The 17,542-nt window shown below is 59.5% G+C and carries 21 protein-coding genes; 8 read left to right on the top strand and 13 right to left on the bottom strand.

Features of this window, described 5'->3' with window-relative positions; all coding sequences use genetic code 11:
• The first annotated feature begins 1 nt into the window (after nt 1).
• Both ACRRNM_RS06630 and ACRRNM_RS06635 read left to right on the top strand, forming a co-directional pair.
• The gene (locus ACRRNM_RS06630; protein WP_435627443.1) at nt 2–700 is read left to right on the top strand and encodes a DUF4197 domain-containing protein; all 699 of its coding nucleotides are present in this window, start codon (nt 2–4) and stop codon (nt 698–700) included.
• A 26-nt stretch (nt 701–726) separates the two neighbouring features.
• A complete protein-coding gene (locus ACRRNM_RS06635) occupies nt 727–1,122 on the top strand; it encodes a YqaA family protein (protein WP_435627444.1) in 396 nt (131 codons plus the stop codon).
• A gap of 22 nt (nt 1,123–1,144) precedes the next feature.
• Here the strand turns inward: ACRRNM_RS06635 and ACRRNM_RS06640 are convergent, their stop codons facing one another.
• Together ACRRNM_RS06640 and ACRRNM_RS06645 are read right to left on the bottom strand one after the other, a co-directional pair.
• Nucleotides 1,145–1,564 carry a VOC family protein gene (locus tag ACRRNM_RS06640; protein ID WP_435627445.1) on the bottom strand — a complete coding sequence of 140 codons (420 nt, stop codon included), beginning with the start codon at nt 1,562–1,564 and terminating at the stop codon, nt 1,145–1,147.
• A gap of 146 nt (nt 1,565–1,710) precedes the next feature.
• Nucleotides 1,711–1,989: a hypothetical protein gene (locus ACRRNM_RS06645; RefSeq protein WP_435627446.1), complete on the bottom strand. Its 279-nt coding sequence runs from the start codon at nt 1,987–1,989 to the stop codon at nt 1,711–1,713.
• 198 nt (nt 1,990–2,187) lie between these two features.
• On the opposite strand from ACRRNM_RS06645, the gene ACRRNM_RS06650 reads away from it, so the two are divergent.
• Nucleotides 2,188–2,472: an acylphosphatase gene (locus ACRRNM_RS06650; RefSeq protein ID WP_435627447.1), complete on the top strand. Its 285-nt coding sequence runs from the start codon at nt 2,188–2,190 to the stop codon at nt 2,470–2,472.
• Here the strand turns inward: ACRRNM_RS06650 and ACRRNM_RS06655 are convergent.
• From ACRRNM_RS06655 to ACRRNM_RS06685, 7 genes are all read right to left on the bottom strand, one after another.
• Nucleotides 2,465–3,112, bottom strand: coding sequence for an arylesterase (locus ACRRNM_RS06655; RefSeq protein ID WP_435627448.1), 648 nt, complete (start codon nt 3,110–3,112; stop codon nt 2,465–2,467). The two genes, ACRRNM_RS06650 and ACRRNM_RS06655, sit on opposite strands and share 8 nt — an antisense overlap.
• A 180-nt stretch (nt 3,113–3,292) precedes the next feature.
• On the bottom strand, nt 3,293–3,790 hold the full coding sequence (locus tag ACRRNM_RS06660; protein ID WP_435627449.1) for a VOC family protein: 498 nt from the start codon (nt 3,788–3,790) through the stop codon (nt 3,293–3,295).
• A gap of 163 nt (nt 3,791–3,953) precedes the next feature.
• The gene (locus ACRRNM_RS06665) at nt 3,954–4,340 is read right to left on the bottom strand and encodes a VOC family protein (RefSeq protein ID WP_435627450.1); all 387 of its coding nucleotides are present in this window, start codon (nt 4,338–4,340) and stop codon (nt 3,954–3,956) included.
• 19 nt (nt 4,341–4,359) lie between these two features.
• Nucleotides 4,360–4,932, bottom strand: a complete 573-nt coding sequence (locus ACRRNM_RS06670) for a hypothetical protein (RefSeq protein WP_435627451.1) — start codon at nt 4,930–4,932, stop codon at nt 4,360–4,362.
• 435 nt (nt 4,933–5,367) lie between these two features.
• On the bottom strand, nt 5,368–5,799 hold the full coding sequence (locus ACRRNM_RS06675; protein WP_435627452.1) for a hypothetical protein: 432 nt from the start codon (nt 5,797–5,799) through the stop codon (nt 5,368–5,370).
• Nucleotides 5,800–5,853: 54 nt separating this feature from the next.
• The gene (locus ACRRNM_RS06680; protein WP_435627453.1) at nt 5,854–6,195 is read right to left on the bottom strand and encodes an SHOCT domain-containing protein; all 342 of its coding nucleotides are present in this window, start codon (nt 6,193–6,195) and stop codon (nt 5,854–5,856) included.
• A 316-nt stretch (nt 6,196–6,511) separates the two neighbouring features.
• A complete protein-coding gene (locus ACRRNM_RS06685; RefSeq protein ID WP_435627454.1) occupies nt 6,512–7,954 on the bottom strand; it encodes a M17 family metallopeptidase in 1,443 nt (480 codons plus the stop codon).
• Nucleotides 7,955–8,021: 67 nt separating this feature from the next.
• On the opposite strand from ACRRNM_RS06685, the gene ACRRNM_RS06690 reads away from it, so the two are divergent.
• The 4 genes from ACRRNM_RS06690 to ACRRNM_RS06705 all read left to right on the top strand — a co-directional run bounded on the left by ACRRNM_RS06690 (nt 8,022) and on the right by ACRRNM_RS06705 (nt 11,579).
• Complete coding sequence (locus ACRRNM_RS06690) at nt 8,022–8,816, top strand: thymidylate synthase (protein WP_435627455.1); 795 nt, start codon at nt 8,022–8,024, stop codon at nt 8,814–8,816.
• Nucleotides 8,813–9,298 carry a dihydrofolate reductase gene (locus ACRRNM_RS06695; RefSeq protein ID WP_435627456.1) on the top strand — a complete coding sequence of 162 codons (486 nt, stop codon included), beginning with the start codon at nt 8,813–8,815 and terminating at the stop codon, nt 9,296–9,298. The genes ACRRNM_RS06690 and ACRRNM_RS06695 overlap by 4 nt, the downstream gene beginning before the upstream one ends.
• An 11-nt stretch (nt 9,299–9,309) precedes the next feature.
• Nucleotides 9,310–11,229 carry a peptidase U32 family protein gene (locus tag ACRRNM_RS06700; protein ID WP_435627457.1) on the top strand — a complete coding sequence of 640 codons (1,920 nt, stop codon included), beginning with the start codon at nt 9,310–9,312 and terminating at the stop codon, nt 11,227–11,229.
• A 71-nt stretch (nt 11,230–11,300) separates the two neighbouring features.
• Complete coding sequence (locus ACRRNM_RS06705; protein WP_435627458.1) at nt 11,301–11,579, top strand: hypothetical protein; 279 nt, start codon at nt 11,301–11,303, stop codon at nt 11,577–11,579.
• A gap of 26 nt (nt 11,580–11,605) precedes the next feature.
• On the opposite strand, the gene ACRRNM_RS06710 is transcribed toward ACRRNM_RS06705, so the two are convergent.
• The 4 genes from ACRRNM_RS06710 to dcd all read right to left on the bottom strand — a co-directional run bounded on the left by ACRRNM_RS06710 (nt 11,606) and on the right by dcd (nt 15,261).
• On the bottom strand, nt 11,606–11,992 hold the full coding sequence (locus ACRRNM_RS06710; protein ID WP_435627459.1) for an RNA-binding S4 domain-containing protein: 387 nt from the start codon (nt 11,990–11,992) through the stop codon (nt 11,606–11,608).
• Nucleotides 11,993–12,003: 11 nt separating this feature from the next.
• Nucleotides 12,004–14,253 (bottom strand): Orn/Lys/Arg decarboxylase N-terminal domain-containing protein, encoded by a 2,250-nt coding sequence (locus ACRRNM_RS06715; protein ID WP_435627460.1) that lies wholly within the window; start codon nt 14,251–14,253, stop codon nt 12,004–12,006.
• A 214-nt stretch (nt 14,254–14,467) separates the two neighbouring features.
• On the bottom strand, nt 14,468–14,689 hold the full coding sequence (locus tag ACRRNM_RS06720; RefSeq protein ID WP_435627461.1) for a hypothetical protein: 222 nt from the start codon (nt 14,687–14,689) through the stop codon (nt 14,468–14,470).
• Between the two features lie 5 nt (nt 14,690–14,694).
• Nucleotides 14,695–15,261 carry a dCTP deaminase gene (gene dcd, locus ACRRNM_RS06725; protein ID WP_435627462.1) on the bottom strand — a complete coding sequence of 189 codons (567 nt, stop codon included), beginning with the start codon at nt 15,259–15,261 and terminating at the stop codon, nt 14,695–14,697.
• Nucleotides 15,262–15,366: 105 nt separating this feature from the next.
• On the opposite strand from dcd, the gene metG reads away from it, so the two are divergent.
• Nucleotides 15,367–17,448, top strand: a complete 2,082-nt coding sequence (gene metG, locus ACRRNM_RS06730; RefSeq protein ID WP_435627463.1) for a methionine--tRNA ligase — start codon at nt 15,367–15,369, stop codon at nt 17,446–17,448.
• Nucleotides 17,449–17,542 lie beyond the last annotated feature (94 nt).

Here is a 17,542-nt window from a genome sequence, read left to right on the forward strand (position 1 = left end):
CATGCAAACGCATAATCTCATTCGCACCATTTTCGTTGCCTCGTTTCTGTTTGTCACAACCTGTGCATCTGCCGTCGATCTTTCCAGTTTCAGCAACAAGGATCAGGTCACGAGCCTGAAGCAGGCGCTAACCCAAGGTGCGGAAACCGCGGTGAAAAATCTGGCCAAAGAAAATGGCTATCTCGGCAACGACAAGGTGCGCATCCCGCTGCCGGAGAGCCTGCAAAAAATCGATGGCATGATGCGCAAGTTCGGCATGGGCAAGTATGCGGACGAGCTGGTCACCTCGATGAATCGCGCCGCCGAAGCCGCCGTACCGGAAGCGAAGACCCTGCTGGTCGGCGCGGTCAAGAAGATGTCCGTGGAAGACGCGAAGGGCATCCTCACCGGCGGCGATGATGCCGCGACGCAGTACTTCCGCAAGAACACCGAAGCAGCGCTGGCGGGCAAATTCAAACCCATCATCGACAAGGCGATGCTGAAGGTGAAGGTCGCGGAAAAATACGACCAGTTCGCAGGCAAGGGTACGAAGTTCGGGCTGGTGGACGAGCGCGATGCCAAGCTCGACGACTACATCACGCGCAAGGCGCTGGATGGATTATTCCTGACGATGGCGGAACAGGAGAAGGCGATCCGCGCGAATCCGCTGCAGGCGACCGGCAGCCTCGCGAAAAAAGTTTTCTCGGCGATCAAGTTCTAGCCCCGGCTACCGCGCTCAACCTTCGCATGAGCGACACCGCCAGCCTCCTGTCGCTGTTCCTCGGCAGCTTCTTCGCCGCCACGCTGCTGCCCGGTGGCTCGGAAGCAGTGCTGTTCGGCGTGCTCAAGGCCTACCCGGAAACCTATTGGCCCGCGCTCACGATCGCCACGCTCGGCAACACGCTGGGCGGCATGGTGAGCTTCGGCATGGGCTGGCTGCTGCCGCAGACCCAGCAGCTCAAACATGTCGATAAACTGCGCCGCTACGGCACGCCCGCGCTGCTGCTCGCCTGGGTTCCGCTGATCGGCGACGCGCTGTGCCTCGCCGCGGGATGGCTGCGCCTCAACTGGTGGCAGGCTGCGCTGTTCATGGCATTGGGTAAATTCGCGCGCTACTGGGTGATTGCAGCAGCCGTCACCTGAGCCGTGGGTACGAAATATCGCCTCACTGCGGCATCGCCCACTGCGGATTCCACACCACCTCCCACAGATGCCCGTCGGGGTCCTGAAAGTAACCGGAATAACCGCCCCAGAAGGCCTCCTGGGCAGGCACGATCACGGCACCGGCTTTTTTTGCCTGCTCCATCACCGCGTCGACTTCCTCCCTTGACGAGACGTTATGCCCGAGCGTGAATTCGGTGGGGCTTGCGCCGGCCAGCGGAATGCCCGTATCGCGGGAAATGCTCTTGCGCGGCCAGATCGCAAGCTTCAGGCCGGCCTGCAAGTCAAAGAAGGCCACGGCTCCGTATTCGAACTCCTTGCCGATGATGCCTTCCGTCTTAAGGCCGAGGCCATCGCGATAGAACTGCAGCGACCTTTCCAGATCGTCCACGCCGAGGGTAATGAGAGTAATCCGGGCTTTCATGTGCATCCTCCCTGAACTATCAACCATGGTAGCGACGTCTGTTTCGGCGGAGAATCGGGAATAACACCTAGCCGGAAACGCTTTGGATTCTTTTGGCGGCTGCCCGCATTGCCACCCAGCCGATACCGCCCGGAATTAAAACCGGGTTACTTTAAACCGAGATCATCCGCGGCTTCCTTCAGAAGCGCCACATCATCCCGGATAGATTCCATATCAGGATCTTTTGCGGCCTTTGCTCCCGCTATAAGCTTATCTTTGGTTTTAAATTTCTTTAGCAGGCCAGCCTTGGTCAGCTTCGCCACACTACTCTTCTTGTCCAATCCGTGGCACATCTGACAGTTTTGATAAAATACCCCCGCAATACCGGCTTTCGGAAAGACTGTAACAACAAGGATTGGCAGCATAAGCAATACAATTTTCTTCATGAGCATTTCATATTCTTAACAGCAGACTAACGACCCAGACATTTGCATATCGTGGAGCAGACACCAACGTCGGCAATTTACTCCCCCTCCGCATATTTTCCAACTAAAGATAAAAATTACCCGCATGTGACCAGGAGAAGTTGCAACACCATCCACTGAATGTGCGAATCCCATTTAATTTATTGCATGAGGGAAAACATGACCATCCAGGCTATGTCCAAGAAAACGCTCCGGCTCGTGATCCACGGCCGCGTGCAAGGGGTGTACTTCCGCGACTCGATGCGCCGCGAGGCGCAAAACCTGGCGATTACCGGCTGGGTGCGCAACCGCAGCGACGGCACAGTGGAAGCCGCGGTGCAGGGCGCCCCGGCCGACGTGGATGCCATCGTGCGCTGGGCGCGGCGCGGCCCGGAGCGCGCGCAGGTGGAACAAATCGAGATCGAGCCGCATGAGGGCAGCTACACCGGCTTCGAGGTCATTTAGAAGCAGCGTAGCCGATAGCCTTCAGCGCATCGAAAATCTTCTGCGCCAATAGCTTGTGCCCTGCTGCATTGGGATGCAGGGGATCGCCCTTCAGTTGCGGATCGGACAGCACCTCGGCGATCGCGTCTTCGATCAACGGCACCTGCTGCTCCTCGGCCACCCTGCGGTAGAAATCCGCCGCAGACAGATTCTGGAAGACGGCGCCCATGGCGCTCGGCTTCGGCGTCGCCAGCAGCACCGGCTTCGCCCCGTGAGCCTTTATCGCTGCAAGTATCTTCCCCAGATTGGCGACGGTCTCCTGCTCGGGAAGGCGGCGCAGCATGTCGTTACCTCCCAGCGCGACCAGCACCAGAACCGGCTTGTGTTCCTCCAGAAGCGCCGGCAGGCGCTGCAGGGCGCCGCCGCTGGTATCGCCGCTCACTCCGCCGTTAATGACAACCCATCCCGTGCGGTTCGCCAGCAACCCGGGCCAAGCCTCCCCGGAAGCCACGCCGAATCCGGCGGTGATGCTGTCCCCCAGCGCCACTACCCGGCTGCTGGCAGGAAGCGCCTCCTCCTTCGCCTTGCCGCCGCAGGCGGCGACAAGGACGGCGGCGGAGACCAGCAGGAGAAAGCGCCGGATGGGCAGGCCGTCAATCATCGAAGAAGGGAGCCGCCCTCGGCCTCATCAGAGGCAAAGTCTCCGCCGGAGCCTCCTGAGAAGTTTCCGGCGGAGTTTGCCGGGCGGGCTTCACATCTGCACATTTCGTACAACCGGCCAAGACCAGGCAAGCCAGCAATATCAGAGCAATCTGTGGCATTTCGTTCCCCTCGCCAAATGCTATCCGGCATATGCCCGCTTCAGTTCCTCAATGTCGATCTTTCTCATCCGGAGCATAGCCTCCATGGCTCTCTGGGATTTTTCGGAATCTGGATCACCGACCATCTTGGGCAACACGCCGGGAACCACCTGCCATGAAACGCCATATTTGTCCTTGAGCCAGCCGCATTGTTGCGCCTGTTCATCTCCACCCTCGGACAGCTTCTCCCAGTAATAGTCCACTTCCTCCTGCGTCTTGCAGTTGACCTGGAGCGAGATGGCCTCGTTGAATCTGAATACCGGGCCGCCGTTGAGTGCGGTAAACGACTGCCCATTGAGCTCGAATGCAATCGTCATCACCGTACCCGCCGGTCTCCCGTGAATCTCATGCCCAGCTTCTCCGTATCGGGTGGTGTCGACGATTTTTGAATTCCGGAAGATGGCGGTATAAAACCCGACCGCCTCTTCGGCCTGATCGTCAAACCACAAACAGGGGATGATCTTTTGAATGGCCTGCATGGCGTTTCTCCCGATCAGTCTGGTTCGATTGCGTGCTGCGAATGCCGATTTCCGGCCATCTACGATTGGAGCCGATCCGCCTACTCCTGCCCGGAGGCATGCAAAGTGCGGTTTCTTTGCATGCCGGGCATCCCGGCTTCGCGCCTTGACCGGAGGCCTTTTCTTATCCGTGCGCGGAAAACTGGACCAGACAGAAGCCATGCCCGAAGGGATCGGCCATCAGTGCCGCGCTGCCCCACTCGTATGTTGCGATGGGACTCTCGAGAATCGCTCCCGCCGAGACGGCCTGCTGCGCGGCGGACTCGATGTCCGCAACCACAAAATCAAGGTGTAGCGGCGTCCAATGCCGCTCGTATCTCCGCCGCTCCGGCGTCGTGCCCGATGCCGCCGTACCCGCCGCCCTGGCAAGCAGATTGATCGGACAGGGCCCACCCAGCATCTCCACCGTGTCGTCGCCGAAGCGGCGCCCGGCCTTCAGCCCGAACGCCGATCCGTAGAAGCGGATCGCCTTTTCGAGATCGTCAACGTCGAGGTTTATCAGCAGATCCATGGGGCGACCCTGTGCGGGATCACTTCACCGGCGCCATCAGATGCTGGTACGGCGTATCCGGAAACATCACGTAGGGGGCTGATGTATCCGGGTCCGCGCTCTTCGGATAGCCATCGTAAAACCCGGCATCCGCCCCGACGATCATCACGTGAGGCCCGGTCTTGATCCAGTGATTCCCGGCATCGGGCTTGGTCGCATAGGGATCGGTATTGCTCGCGTCCGTACCTCCGGCAAGCATGTACATGAAACCAATCTTCCCCGGGGCGGGGTTCTTGTGCGCAAGCCATGCATGAACCCATTCCATGCCGTTCATGTCCATGCACATGGGGTCGGGACCGGGAGTCGCCGGATTGTCCGGCATGCAGGTAAAGCCGTTCGTCCCCTGACGCAGGGTGCGCATTTTGCCGTCGGCCTCCATCGCCACGATGGTCGCGCCCTTTGCAATCCCGGCCGGCGCCGCTGCCATCGCGCTCGCAATCATTTTATTTTCCTTGGCCGATGCCTTCGCGGTTGCGGCGCAGGCATCGGCTGCCAATGCAAACGATGCCGCGATCATCGCCACAGCACTTACGATTTTATCCAGTCTGTCCATGGCTGCCTCCTCGGGTCCGGTGCGTAGAAGAAGAAAATCATCCGCCAGCGATTGACGGATTCGATGGGGCGAATAATGCCCCTCGCACACAAAAGGCGCTATACGGTGTTTACCTTAGCAGGCTGGAGAGAACCGGCGCACCGCGCGACAGGATTGCCGAGCGAAGCAATGCTTGAGGAGTTTTATCAGCATTAACCGGGAAGGAATTCGATGCTGGTCGGTTTGTCTGCGCCTTCTACTTACGGCACAATCGCCGCTCAATAAGGGCATCGACGCCCCATGACAGCCGGTCATATTGAATGCGCTGGCTGAATCCAAGGTCATAGCGGCCCTTCCAGCTGTCTCAAAATTTCGTCGGTCCTTGTTCAATACCAGACATTCAACGTTCAAATTGAGGGGCGCGCCACTTTTGGCGTGTCCCTCTCGAATGCAGTGTTAGGCTTTTGGGCATAAGCTCAACACACCAAGCACAAGACCAACGATACCAAGAAATAGGCCAATAGCACCAAGCCAAGCAGCCACACGAACAATGATTTGTGGATGATCTATACAGGCTTTGAATTTTCCCCACCAACCATTTGATGGTTTTATGTTTAGAGGAATATCTACTTGGGTAGATAGGTTGCCTAGTGCAGCGCGATACCAACCACCAATTACAAGCGCAGCCTGTGGGTCAGTAATACTGATTCGAGGAGATTGGTTATATCCACGAAGAAAGTTATTTTCGATTTGCAGCGCCTCGCAATAAATACACTTGCCATTTGCAGGGTTTGTGATTTTCACGATGGAGCGAACCGGAAGGTTTGCATCCTGCAACCAAATCCAGCCTTGCTGGGTATCTTCGCGTAACGCTGCAAATAGCTTCATGATGAAGAGCTTTCACCGGCCTGCACGGTTTATCGCGCAGGCCCGAGGGCGAATTTAATGTTTATCCAAAATTCTCTTCTTTTGTACATTGTATTCGTCCTCTGTCAGGAGACCTTTCTTTCTTAATTCATCCAGTTTGGTTAGCTCTGTATATAAATCTTTGCTCTTAGCTTTTTCCTCGGCCATTTTGATCTTTAATTCTGTTTCTCTGGTATCTGAGCCACCACCGTTGTTATACCCAGCTGTTCCAGACAAGCAATCAGACCAAGGAATACCAATTGCGCAATCAGCAGGGTGGTGTGCGCATGAACTTAGCAATACCACCAACACTGGAAGAAAAATAATCCTGTTCATAGTTGAGTCCTTAATTTCTAACAAAAAATTCAAATTATTCATATCCAAGCCTAACAGTTATTGTAGAGACCCATGGGCCCAGATATTTTTTAATATAGAGACAGACACTTTTCGCACCGATCCTGATGAATATTTTGCATTTATGAATTCCTGCGCCCCTTTATTACATTATGAATAAGGAGACACGCCACACGAAGAGCATTCAATCACATTGCTTGGCTTGAGCATATAGACCGGAATACATAGATATTTCGGCATAGTCTCGGAGAATGAGGTTTGCTTAGAAGAGGTGTAAAGCTGCCACTTCTATCCTTTGTTGAGGATGGCCGCACTTAGCAACCCTCAGTCATTTTTTCCACTAACCACCGCCCAGCATCCCCAGCCCCCAGCCCACGCCGAACCCGGTCACGTCGCTTGCGACGATGCCCAGCCCCTCTTCGCAGCGGCTCGCGGAAAGGTCGATGTGCAGCCACGGTTTGTCGTCCACGAAGCGCTTGAGGAAGCACGCGCCCAGAATATGGTCGGCCTCACCGGCCTGTGAGCACTGCATGATGTCGGCGACCTTGGACTCCAGCCCGGCCTCGTAGTCCTCGTCCATGGGAAAGGCACACAGGCGCTCGCCGCATTGCTTGCTCACGCTCACCGCACGCCGCACCAGTTCGTCGCGGTTGCCCATCACTCCCGAATAGCGCGCCCCCACGGCCGTCGCCATGCTGCCGGTGAGCGTGGCGAAGTCGATCATCAGGTCGGGTTTGGCGCGCGCCGCGAGGGTCAGCGTATCGGCCAGCACCATCCTGCCCTCGGCATCGGTGTGGATGATCTCGATGGTGGTGCCGTTGAGCGCCGTGACGATGTCGTTCTGCTTGTACGCCTTGGGGCTGATGTGGTTCTGCGCCAGCGCGAGCCAGCAGTCGATATTCACCGCCAGCTTCTGCTGCGTCGCGGCCAGCAGGATGCCGAGCGCCACCGCCGAGCCGTTCATGTCCTCGTGCATGTTGTGCATGTAGCGCGAAGGCTTGAGGTTGTGCCCGCCGGTGTCGAAGCAGATGCCCTTGCCGACCAGCGCGACGGTCCGCTTCGCCTTGGTGTGCCGGTACGACAGATGCACGATGGCGGCGTCTTCCGGATCGCTGCCCTGCGCCACTGCGACGAACGCGCCCGCGCCCATTTTGCGCAGCTTCTTCATGTCGAATTCTTCGTGCTTCCAGCCGTGTTGCTGCGCCAGTTTTTTTATCTGTGCGCGGTACAACCCCGGCGTCTGCTCGTTCGGCGGGAATACGGTCAGCCAGCGGCACAGCAAATTGCCTTCGGCCTGCGCCTTGAGCGGCGCGAAAATTTTCTTGTCGGCAAAACCATACAGCTCGATCTTCTGCAGCGGTTTGCGCTCGTCCTTCTTCTTGTGCACCGGCAGCAGCGCGCCGTTCACCCATGCGCCGTACACCGCCAGCTCGGCGGCGCGTTTGCGCTGCGCCTCATCGCCGAGCACGACGATGCCGATGCTCCTGGGGCTTTCTCCCAGCAGCAACTGCAAGGCCTTGCGCACCTGCACCTGCTGCGCGAAGGTGTCCTTTTCAAAATCCAGCATGCCCCACGCCACCAGCGCGCCGTTTCCAGCATTCGCGGTGACCGGCGATTTTGCCAGCTCGTCGGCCTTCATGTCGCGCCGCTTGAGCACCGTGGCAAGCAGGCTGCCGTGCGGCAAATCCTTCGGTAGCACCTTGGCCTTCGGCAGCAGCACCAGCAGATGCTGCGCGGCTATATCCTTGGGCAGAGTCTGGGAAAGGGTAAGTTGTGCTAGCATTTGCGCCTCCGTTAGTTTTGTGTCGCCCGCATTATACAAACAGCGCCGACCCGCATCCCGAATCTTTATGCGCCAATATCTTGATCTCATGCAGCATGTGCTGACCCACGGCACGAAAAAATCCGACCGCACCGGCACCGGCACGGTCAGCGTGTTCGGCTACCAGATGCGCTTCGACCTCTCGCAGGGCTTTCCGCTGGTGACCACAAAGAAGTGCCACATGAAGTCCATCGTCCACGAACTGCTGTGGTTCCTGCAGGGCGACACCAACATCCGCTATCTCAAGGAAAACGGCGTATCGATCTGGGACGAATGGGCGGATGAACACGGCAATCTCGGCCCTGTGTACGGCAAGCAGTGGCGCTCGTGGGCCACTGCCGACGGGCGCACCGTGGATCAAATCGCCGAGGTGGTGGAGCAGATCAAAAAGAATCCCGACTCGCGCCGCCTGATCGTCTCGGCATGGAACGTCGGCGATCTCGACAAGATGGCGCTCGCGCCCTGTCATGCGTTCTTCCAGTTCTACGTCGCCGACGGCAAGCTGTCCTGTCAGCTCTACCAGCGTAGCGCCGACATCTTCCTCGGCGTGCCGTTCAACATCGCCAGCTACGCCCTGCTCACGATGATGATGGCGCAGGTGTGCGATCTTGAGCCCGGCGACTTCGTGCACACCTTTGGCGACGCGCACCTGTATTCGAACCACATGGAGCAGGTTGCGCTGCAACTGTCGCGCGAACCGCGTCCGCTGCCGACCATGCGCATCAACCCAGAAGTAAAAGATATTTTCGGGTTCAAGTTCGAAGACTTCACGCTCGAAGGCTACGACCCGCATCCTGCCATCAAGGCGCCGGTAGCAGTATGACCAGCCTCTCCATCCTGGTCGCGATGGCGCAGAACCGCACCATCGGCATCGACAACACCCTGCCTTGGCGCATTCCGGAAGACCTGAAGCATTTCAAGGCGCTCACCATGGGGCATCACATCGTCATGGGGCGCAAGACCTACGACTCCATCGGCAGGCCGCTGCCGGGGCGCACCACCGTGGTGGTGACGCGCAGCCGCGACCTGAAGCTTCCCGGATGCATCGTCGCGCACTCGCTGGCAGAGGCGATTGCCGCCTGTGCGGGCGACGAGATCTTTGTGGTCGGCGGCGCGGAGATATACGTGGAGGCGCTGCCGCTCGCGGACACGCTCTACATCACCGAAATTCAGCAGGATGTCGGAGGCGATGCGCACTTTCCGGAATTCGACCGGAACGTCTGGCGGGAAGTCGAGCGAGAGAAGCGCAGCCAGAGCGAACCCCAGCCGCTCGAATACCACTTCGTCACCTATCGCCGCAATTAGGCGCACGCCGCATGCCAGATCAATTCCAAATCCTGGAGCTGCTCGCTCCCGCAAAATCCGCTGCCATTGGCCGCGAGGCCATCCTGCACGGCGCGGATGCGGTGTACATCGGCGGCCCGGTGTTCGGCGCACGCGACAAGGCGGGCAACACCATCAGCGACATCGCAGGACTGGTCGAATACGCGCACCGCTACCACGCACGCATCTACGTCACACTCAACACCATCCTGCATGACGCCGAGCTGGAAGCAGCGCGCAAGCTCGCCCATGACTGCTACGACGCGGGCGTGGATGCGCTGATCGTGCAGGACATGGGTTTGCTGGAACTCGACCTGCCGCCCATCGCGCTGCACGCCTCAACGCAGTGCGACATCCGCACGCCCGAGAAGGCGCGCTTCCTCGCGGACGTGGGCTTCTCGCAGATCGTGCTGGCGCGCGAACTGACGCTGGACGAGATCGCGAAAGTGCGCGCCGCCGTGCCCGACGACACCGTGATCGAGCACTTCGTCCACGGCGCGCTGTGCGTCGCCTATTCCGGACAGTGCTACATCAGCCACGCGCACACCGGGCGCTCCGCCAACCGCGGCGACTGCTCGCAGGCCTGCCGCCTGCCCTATACGCTGAGCGATGCGCAAGGCCGCGTGGTCGCGTTCGAGAAACACCTGCTGTCGATGAAGGACAATAACCAGAGCGACAACCTGCGCGCACTGATCGCCGCCGGGGTGCGCAGCTTCAAAATCGAGGGGCGCTACAAGGATGCGGCCTACGTGAAGAACATCACCGGGCATTACCGGAAGCTGCTCGACGGAATTCTCGAAGGGCGCAGCGACCTCGCGCGCGCATCGAGCGGGAAAACCAGGCTGCTGTTCACGCCCAACCCGGACAAGAGCTTCCACCGTGGCGCGACGGATTATTTCACGCAGGGCCGCAAGGCCGACATCGGCGCGTTCGACACGCCCACCTTCACCGGCCTGGAACTGGGCGCGGTAACGCAGATCGGCGACAAGTGGTTCGAGATCGAATCGAACGAGGCCTTGGCAAACAGCGACGGGCTGAATTACCTGCACCAGCGCGAAGTCATCGGCCTGCAGGCGAACGTGGTTGAGCGCAAAGGCAAAGTCTGGAGAATCTTCCCGAACGAACCGATGCACACCCTGAAGGGCCTGCGCTCCGGCATCGTTATCAGCCGCAACCGCGACCATGCCTGGGAACAGGTGCTCGCGAAAAAATCAGCCGAACGCCGCATCGGCATTAATGCGATATTTACCGAAACTGCCGAAGGATTCTCGCTCACGCTGCAGGACGAGGACGGCATCGGCGCGACCGCGAGCATCACCCTCGACAGGCAACCCGCGCAGCATCCGGCGGAAGCAGAGGAGAAGTTGCGCGAACAGCTCGACCGCTTCGGCAACAGCGATTTCGAACTGGCCGCACTCACGATCGATTGGTCGCAACCCTGGTTCGTGCCGAGTTCCGCACTCAACAAGCTGCGCCGCGACGCCGTGGAGCAACTCGAAGCCGCGCGTCTCAAGGCCTGCGTCCGCCCGCCGCGCAAGGCCGCGGTCGAGCCACCCGCAAAGTATCCCGAGGAATCCCTCTCCTATCTCGCCAACGTGTATAACCCGGCGGCGCGCGCCTTCTATGCGAAGCATGGCGTGAAGCTGATCGAGGCCGCCTACGAGGCGCACGAGAAAACAGGCGAAGTCTCGCTGATGATCACGCGCCACTGCATCCGCTACTCCATGAGCCTGTGCCCGAAACAGGCCAGGGGCGTGACCGGGGTGCACGGCCAGGTGCGCGCCGATCCGATGATGCTGGTCAACGGCAGCGAGAAGCTAAGGCTGGAATTCGACTGCAAGAAGTGCGAGATGCACGTGATCGGCAGGGCGAAGAAGCATGTCCTGAAGAGCCCGCCGCCCTCGATTGGGTAAGCACTTCTACGGATAGCCAAAACCAGCCGGCTCCGGTACATTGGGGTCTCATCCTTCCTGGGGAGCGATGCATGAAGACCACAATTGCGAATCTGATTGTTGTTGCGGCATTGTCATTCAGCGGTGCGGCGCTTTCCGCCGAAGAGGCGAAGGGCAAGATACAGCCTCCCGTAGCGCAGCCGGCAGCAACTGCCAAACCGGCTGCCCCCGCCCCTGTGCAGGAACCTCAGCCAGAGGCGAAGCCTTCAACTCCCGCCAAGGCGAAATCGTCCCGCTCCAAAAATCTCGATCTGAGGCATTGCCTGGAGCTGGAGAACGATGCCGCCATTGCAAAATGTGCGGGTGAGTAGCGCCCCATTTAGCAACACGCGGTGCTTCATTCCCCGAGCTTGAACCGTTCGATCTCGCGCCGGTCGCGTTTGGTGGGCCTGCCCTTGAAGGCCGGTTGCGGCATCGCCTTGATCTGCGCGGCAAGGGCGGCACGCTGCGCGCGACTGTCGTCGGATTCGCGATAGAGTTTCTGCGCCTCCGGTGCGGGGCCGCGCTTGCCGGACAGTGCGAGCACTTCGACCTCGAAGCGGTATTGCCCGATGCGGATGTCCAGCCGGTCGCCGATGGCAACCGCCCTGGCGGGTTTGATGCGTGCCTCGTTGACCAGAACCTTGCCACCTTCCACCGCATCAGCGGCGAGGCTGCGCGTCTTGTAGAAGCGCGCCGCCCACAGCCATTTGTCGATGCGCAGCTTGCCGGCTTCCTCGGTCATTGCCGGAAGATTCAGTCCTGCTTCACGCAGTCCACGTAGTAGCGTGTCTCGCCGTTCTGCTCCGCGACCAAGCCGTGGATGTCGGTCTCGAAGCCGGGGAACTGTCGGTTGAAGTCGCGCGCGAACTTCAGGTAGTCCACGATGGTCTTGTTGAAGCGCTCGCCTGGAATCAGCAGCGGGATGCCCGGCGGGTAGGGAGTCAGCAGCACCGCGGTGATGCGCCCTTCGAGGTGGTCGATCTCGACGCGCTCGATCTCGTCGTGCGCCATCTTCGCGAAGGCATCGGACGGCTTCATCGCCGGCTGCATATCCGAGAGGTACATCTCGGTGGTCATTTTGGCGACGTTGCGCGTCCGATAGGTGTCATGGATCTGCTGGCACAGGTCGTGCAGGCCGGTGCGCTCGTACTGCGGAAAGCGCGCGGCGAATTCCGGCAGGATGCGCCAGATCGGCTGATTCTTGTCGTAGTCGTCCTTGAACTGCTGCAGCGCGGTGAGCAGCGTGTTCCAGCGGCCCTTGGTGATGCCGATGGTGAACATGATGAAGAAGGAATACAGGCCGCATTTTTCGACGATGACGCCGTGCTCGGCGAGGTATCGGGTCACCATCCCGGCGGGGATGCCGGTGTCGTCGAAGTTGCCGTTGAGGTTGAGCCCCGGCGTGATGATGGTGGCCTTGATCGGGTCGAGCATGTTGAAGCCGGAGGCCAGCTTGCCGAAGCCGTGCCATTTGTCACCGGTCTTCAGCACCCAGTCCTCGCGCGAGCCGATGCCTTCCTCGGCGATCTTCTCCGGCCCCCACACCTTGAACCACCAGTCCTTGCCGAATTCCTCGTCCACCTTGCGCATCGCGCGGCGGAAGTCCATCGCCTCGGCGATGCTCTCTTCCACCAGCGCGGTGCCGCCGGGCGGCTCCATCATCGCGGCGGCCACGTCGCACGAGGCGATGATGGCGTACTGCGGGCTGGTCGAGGTGTGCATCAGGTAAGCCTCGTTGAACACATGGCTGTTCAGCTTGCGCGTCTGCGGCTCGCTCACCAGGATCTGCGAGGCCTGTGACAGCCCGGCCAATAATTTGTGCGTGGACTGCGTGGAGAAGATCATCGACTCCTTCGCGCGTGCCCGGTACTTGCCGATGGCGTGCATGTCCTTGTAGAAGCTGTGGAAGGCCGCATGCGGCAGCCAGGCCTCGTCGAAATGTAACGTATCGATGCGCCCGTCCAGCATCTCCTTGAGCATCTCGACGTTGTACACCACGCCGTCGTAAGTGCTCTGCGTGATGGTCAGGATGCGCGGCTTCCTGGTCTTGTCCTTGATGAACGGGTTGGCGTCGATCTTCTTCTGGATGTTGGCCGGCTCGAACTCGGATTTCGGGATCGGCCCAATGATGCCGTAGTGGTTGCGCGTCGGCATCAGGAACACCGGTACTGCGCCGGTCATCATGATGGCATGCAGGATGGATTTGTGGCAGTTGCGGTCCACCACCACGATGTCGTCCGGCGCGACCGTCGAATGCCACACGATCTTGTTCGAGGTCGAGGTGCCGTTGGTGACGAAGAACAGGTGGTCGGCGTTAAAAATGCGCGCCGCGTTGCGCTCCGATGCCGCCACCGGGCCGGTGTGGTCGAGCAATTGACCGAGCTCGTCCACCGAATTGCACACGTCGGCGCGCAGCATATTCTCGCCGAAGAACTGGTGGAACATCTGGCCGACCGGCGATTTCAGGAACGCCACGCCGCCCGAGTGTCCCGGACAGTGCCAGGAATACGAGCCATCCTGCGCGTAGTGCAGCAGCGCGCGGAAGAACGGCGGCGCGAGTGAATCCAGATAGGATCTGGCTTCGCGGATGATGTGGCGTGCCACGAACTCCGGCGTATCCTCGTGCATGTGGATGAAGCCGTGCAGCTCGCGCAAAACGTCGTTCGGGATATGCCGCGAGGTGCGCGTCTCGCCGTACAGGTAGATCGGGATGTCGGCATTCTTGAAGCGGATCTCGCTGACGAAGGCGCGCAGCGATTTCAGCGCGACCTCCGTCTCTTCCGCGCTGCCGCCGCCGAATTCCTCGTCGTCGATGGACAGCAGAAACGCCGACGCGCGGCTCTGCTGCTGCGCGAACGAAGTCAGGTCGCCGTAGCTGGTGACGCCGAGCACCTCCATACCCTCGGCCTCGATTGCCGAGGCCAGCGCACGGATGCCTAGCCCGCTGGCGTTTTCGGAGCGGAAGTCTTCATCGATAATAACAATAGGAAAACGGAACTTCATGTTGAGCTCCTTTGCATAGTGGAACGATACGCAACGCCTTGAGTGCCTTCATCACGCAGGGCAAGGTGGAGTTTCAGTGCAGACTCATATTGGCCGCAGGCCAATGTGATGTCGTAACTAAACCTGAATTTCATGGCTTACTCTCAGAGGGGTAAAAATTTGCGCGGATTGTCGCAGATTTGCAGGGCAAGGGAAGGGATTTTTGCTGCCAGCCCTAGTCCTGCGGCGGATAGGGATTTTCCAGGCCGTTGACCAGTTCGGCCAGCACCGCACGGAACTGCTGCTCGTCGCAGCCCATCAGCACGGCGTCTTCCAGGGCATCCTGGCAGACCTGGCGGATTTCGGCGAGGTTTTCCTGCAGCATCTTGTTCTTTTCCACGCAGGCGATAACGTCGCCTTTGGGGGAACGCCAGACAATTTTCTTGCGGTGCGGCATGCGGATTAAATTTTCGGCAGGGTCACGCCCACCTGCCCCTGGTACTTGCCGCCGCGATCCTTGTAGGAGGTCTCGCAGATTTCGTCGCTCTCGAAGAACAGCACCTGCGCCACGCCCTCGTTGGCGTAAATCTTGGCGGGCAGCGGTGTGGTGTTGGAGAACTCCAGGGTGACGTAGCCTTCCCATTCTGGCTCGAACGGCGTCACGTTGACGATGATGCCGCAGCGCGCGTAGGTTGACTTGCCGAGGCACACGGTCAGCACGCTACGCGGGATGCGGAAGTATTCGACGGTGCGCGCCAGCGCAAAGGAATTCGGCGGGATGATGCAGTAATCGTTCTTCACCTCGACAAAGGAATTCGGGTCGAAATTCTTCGGATCGACGATGGTGCTGTTGATGTTGGTGAACAGCTTGAATTCGTCGGAGCAGCGGATGTCGTAGCCGTAGCTCGATGTGCCGTAGGACACGATCTTGTGCCCGTTGACTTCCTTCACCTGATTCGGCTCGAACGGCTCGATCATCCCATGCTGCTCCGCCATGCGGCGTATCCACTTGTCCGACTTGATGCTCATTGCGTTTCCCTGGAGTGTTTCATTCGGGCGCGATTTTAACCAATTCGCCGCCGTTGCGCGCAGATTTGCTAAAATTCGCGCCTCACAGCATTCCGGCACGGTCAAATGTCCAATCGAAAAATCCTCGTCACCTCCGCCCTGCCCTACGCCAACGGCAGCATCCACCTCGGCCATCTCGTCGAGTACATCCAGACCGACATCTGGGTGCGCTTCCAGAAGATGCAGGGCAATACCTGCCACTACGTCTGCGCCGACGACACGCACGGCACGCCGATCATGCTGCGTGCCGAGAAGGAAGGCATCACGCCGGAGCAACTCATCGCGAAAGTGTGGGAGGAGCACACCAGCGACTTCGCGGCGTTCCATGTCGAGTTCGACCACTACGGCTCAACCAACTCGCCGGAGAACCGGCTGTGCGCGGAGACCATCTACCTGCGCCTGCGCGAGAAGGGGCTGATCGAAAAGCGCTCCATCGAGCAGTTCTACGACCCGGTCAAGCAGATGTTCCTGCCGGACCGCTTCATCAAGGGCGAGTGCCCGAAATGCGGCGCAAAGGACCAGTACGGCGACAACTGCGAGGCCTGCGGCGCGGCCTATGCGCCCACCGAACTGAAAAACCCCTACTCCGCCGTATCGGGTGCGGCGCCGGAACTGCGCAACTCCGACCACTACTTCTTCAAGCTCTCCGCCGACACCTGCCAGAAGTTCCTGCGCGAATGGACGCGCAGCGGCACGCTGCAACCCGAAGCCGCCAACAAGATGCAGGAATGGCTCGGCGCAGAGGGCGAGAACAAGCTCTCCGATTGGGACATCTCGCGCGACGCGCCCTACTTCGGCTTCGAGATTCCCGATGCGCCGGGCAAGTATTTCTACGTGTGGCTGGACGCGCCCGTGGGCTACATGGGCAGCTTCCGGCAACTGTGCGACAGGGACGGCCTCGACTTCGACGAGTACTGGAAGCCCGGCTCAGACGCCGAGCTGTATCACTTCATCGGCAAGGACATCCTGTATTTCCACGCCCTGTTCTGGCCAGCCGAGCTGCACCACGCCGGCTTCCGCACCCCGACCAAGCTGTTCGCGCACGGCTTCCTCACCGTAAACGGCGAGAAGATGAGCAAGTCGCGCGGCACATTCATCACCGCGCGCAGCTACATCGACCACATCGGGAACACCGAATACCTGCGCTACTACTACGCTGCCAAGCTGAATGGCACGATGGAAGACCTCGACCTGAACCTCGAGGATTTCGTCGCGAAGGTGAATAGCGATTTGGTTGGCAAGTACATCAACATTGCGAGCCGATGCGCGGGATTTATCACCAAGTTCTTCGATGGCAAGCTCGCCTTTGGCGAAACCAAGAACATACTTGAAGGTGCCATAGGCCAAGGCCAGACCATCGCCGAATCATACGAGAACCGCGACTATGCGCGGGCACTGCGTGAAATTATGGCCATCGCCGACCGCATCAACGGCGAGATTGCCGTCGCTGCGCCGTGGACACTTGCCAAGGACGAGGCACAGCGTGCAGCACTGCACGACATCTGCTCGCGTGCGCTGCACGGTTTCTATGTGCTCTCGACACTATTGAGCCCGGTGCTGCCAGCGCTGACCTCTCGCGTTGCACGCGAACTGTTCGATATGGATCGGGACTTCAAATGGGACGATCTCGCTGTATTGCCAACACATATCAATGCCTATCAACACCTGGCAACACGCCTCGACCCCAAGCTGATCGAGGCGATGGTTGCCGCGAACAGGGAATCCCTACAGCCACCCGTGCATTCCGAGCAGCGCCACGCCGAACACCAGCAGCATGCCGCAAGCAAGGAAGTCGCGCAGGCGGAGAAGGACTTCGAGCCTTTCATCGGCATCGACGATTTCATGAAGGTGGATCTGCGCGTGGCGAAGATCGTCAACGCGGAACATGTGGAAGGTGCGGAAAAATTGTTGAAGCTGACGCTGGACATCGGCGAGGAGAAACCGCGCACGGTGTTCGCGGGCATCAAGTCGGCCTACGACCCGGAGAAACTGAAAGGCCGCCTCACGGTAATGGTCGCCAACCTCGCGCCACGCAAGATGAAGTTCGGCATGTCGGAAGGCATGGTGCTGGCGGCCTCCGGCGATGCGCTGGGCCTGTTCATCCTCAGCCCGGACGAGGGCGCGCAGCCGGGAATGCGAATCAAGTAATTTCCAAAAATCTAGTCCGTTCGTGGTGAGCTTGTCGAACCATGAACGGCTTCAAGTAGAGCGTTCACCCTTCGACAGGCTCAGGGCGAACGGT

The organism is Ferrigenium straubiae, assembly GCF_051257895.1.
GTDB lineage: Bacteria > Pseudomonadota > Gammaproteobacteria > Burkholderiales > Gallionellaceae > Gallionella > Gallionella straubiae.

Bases quoted from the DNA above. Each gene is read 5' to 3' on its own strand.
- ACRRNM_RS06630 (WP_435627443.1), top strand. From the start codon at position 2: ATGCAAACGCATAATCTCATTCGCACCATTTTCGTTGCCTCGTTTCTG.
- ACRRNM_RS06635 (WP_435627444.1), top strand. From the start codon at position 727: ATGAGCGACACCGCCAGCCTCCTGTCGCTGTTCCTCGGCAGCTTCTTC.
- ACRRNM_RS06640 (WP_435627445.1), bottom strand. From the start codon at position 1,564: ATGAAAGCCCGGATTACTCTCATTACCCTCGGCGTGGACGATCTGGAA.
- ACRRNM_RS06645 (WP_435627446.1), bottom strand. From the start codon at position 1,989: ATGAAGAAAATTGTATTGCTTATGCTGCCAATCCTTGTTGTTACAGTC.
- ACRRNM_RS06650 (WP_435627447.1), top strand. From the start codon at position 2,188: ATGACCATCCAGGCTATGTCCAAGAAAACGCTCCGGCTCGTGATCCAC.
- ACRRNM_RS06655 (WP_435627448.1), bottom strand. From the start codon at position 3,112: ATGATTGACGGCCTGCCCATCCGGCGCTTTCTCCTGCTGGTCTCCGCC.
- ACRRNM_RS06660 (WP_435627449.1), bottom strand. From the start codon at position 3,790: ATGCAGGCCATTCAAAAGATCATCCCCTGTTTGTGGTTTGACGATCAG.
- ACRRNM_RS06665 (WP_435627450.1), bottom strand. From the start codon at position 4,340: ATGGATCTGCTGATAAACCTCGACGTTGACGATCTCGAAAAGGCGATC.
- ACRRNM_RS06670 (WP_435627451.1), bottom strand. From the start codon at position 4,932: ATGGACAGACTGGATAAAATCGTAAGTGCTGTGGCGATGATCGCGGCA.
- ACRRNM_RS06675 (WP_435627452.1), bottom strand. From the start codon at position 5,799: ATGAAGCTATTTGCAGCGTTACGCGAAGATACCCAGCAAGGCTGGATT.
- ACRRNM_RS06680 (WP_435627453.1), bottom strand. From the start codon at position 6,195: ATGAATAATTTGAATTTTTTGTTAGAAATTAAGGACTCAACTATGAAC.
- ACRRNM_RS06685 (WP_435627454.1), bottom strand. From the start codon at position 7,954: ATGCTAGCACAACTTACCCTTTCCCAGACTCTGCCCAAGGATATAGCC.
- ACRRNM_RS06690 (WP_435627455.1), top strand. From the start codon at position 8,022: ATGCGCCAATATCTTGATCTCATGCAGCATGTGCTGACCCACGGCACG.
- ACRRNM_RS06695 (WP_435627456.1), top strand. From the start codon at position 8,813: ATGACCAGCCTCTCCATCCTGGTCGCGATGGCGCAGAACCGCACCATC.
- ACRRNM_RS06700 (WP_435627457.1), top strand. From the start codon at position 9,310: ATGCCAGATCAATTCCAAATCCTGGAGCTGCTCGCTCCCGCAAAATCC.
- ACRRNM_RS06705 (WP_435627458.1), top strand. From the start codon at position 11,301: ATGAAGACCACAATTGCGAATCTGATTGTTGTTGCGGCATTGTCATTC.
- ACRRNM_RS06710 (WP_435627459.1), bottom strand. From the start codon at position 11,992: ATGACCGAGGAAGCCGGCAAGCTGCGCATCGACAAATGGCTGTGGGCG.
- ACRRNM_RS06715 (WP_435627460.1), bottom strand. From the start codon at position 14,253: ATGAAGTTCCGTTTTCCTATTGTTATTATCGATGAAGACTTCCGCTCC.
- ACRRNM_RS06720 (WP_435627461.1), bottom strand. From the start codon at position 14,689: ATGCCGCACCGCAAGAAAATTGTCTGGCGTTCCCCCAAAGGCGACGTT.
- dcd (WP_435627462.1), bottom strand. From the start codon at position 15,261: ATGAGCATCAAGTCGGACAAGTGGATACGCCGCATGGCGGAGCAGCAT.
- metG (WP_435627463.1), top strand. From the start codon at position 15,367: ATGTCCAATCGAAAAATCCTCGTCACCTCCGCCCTGCCCTACGCCAAC.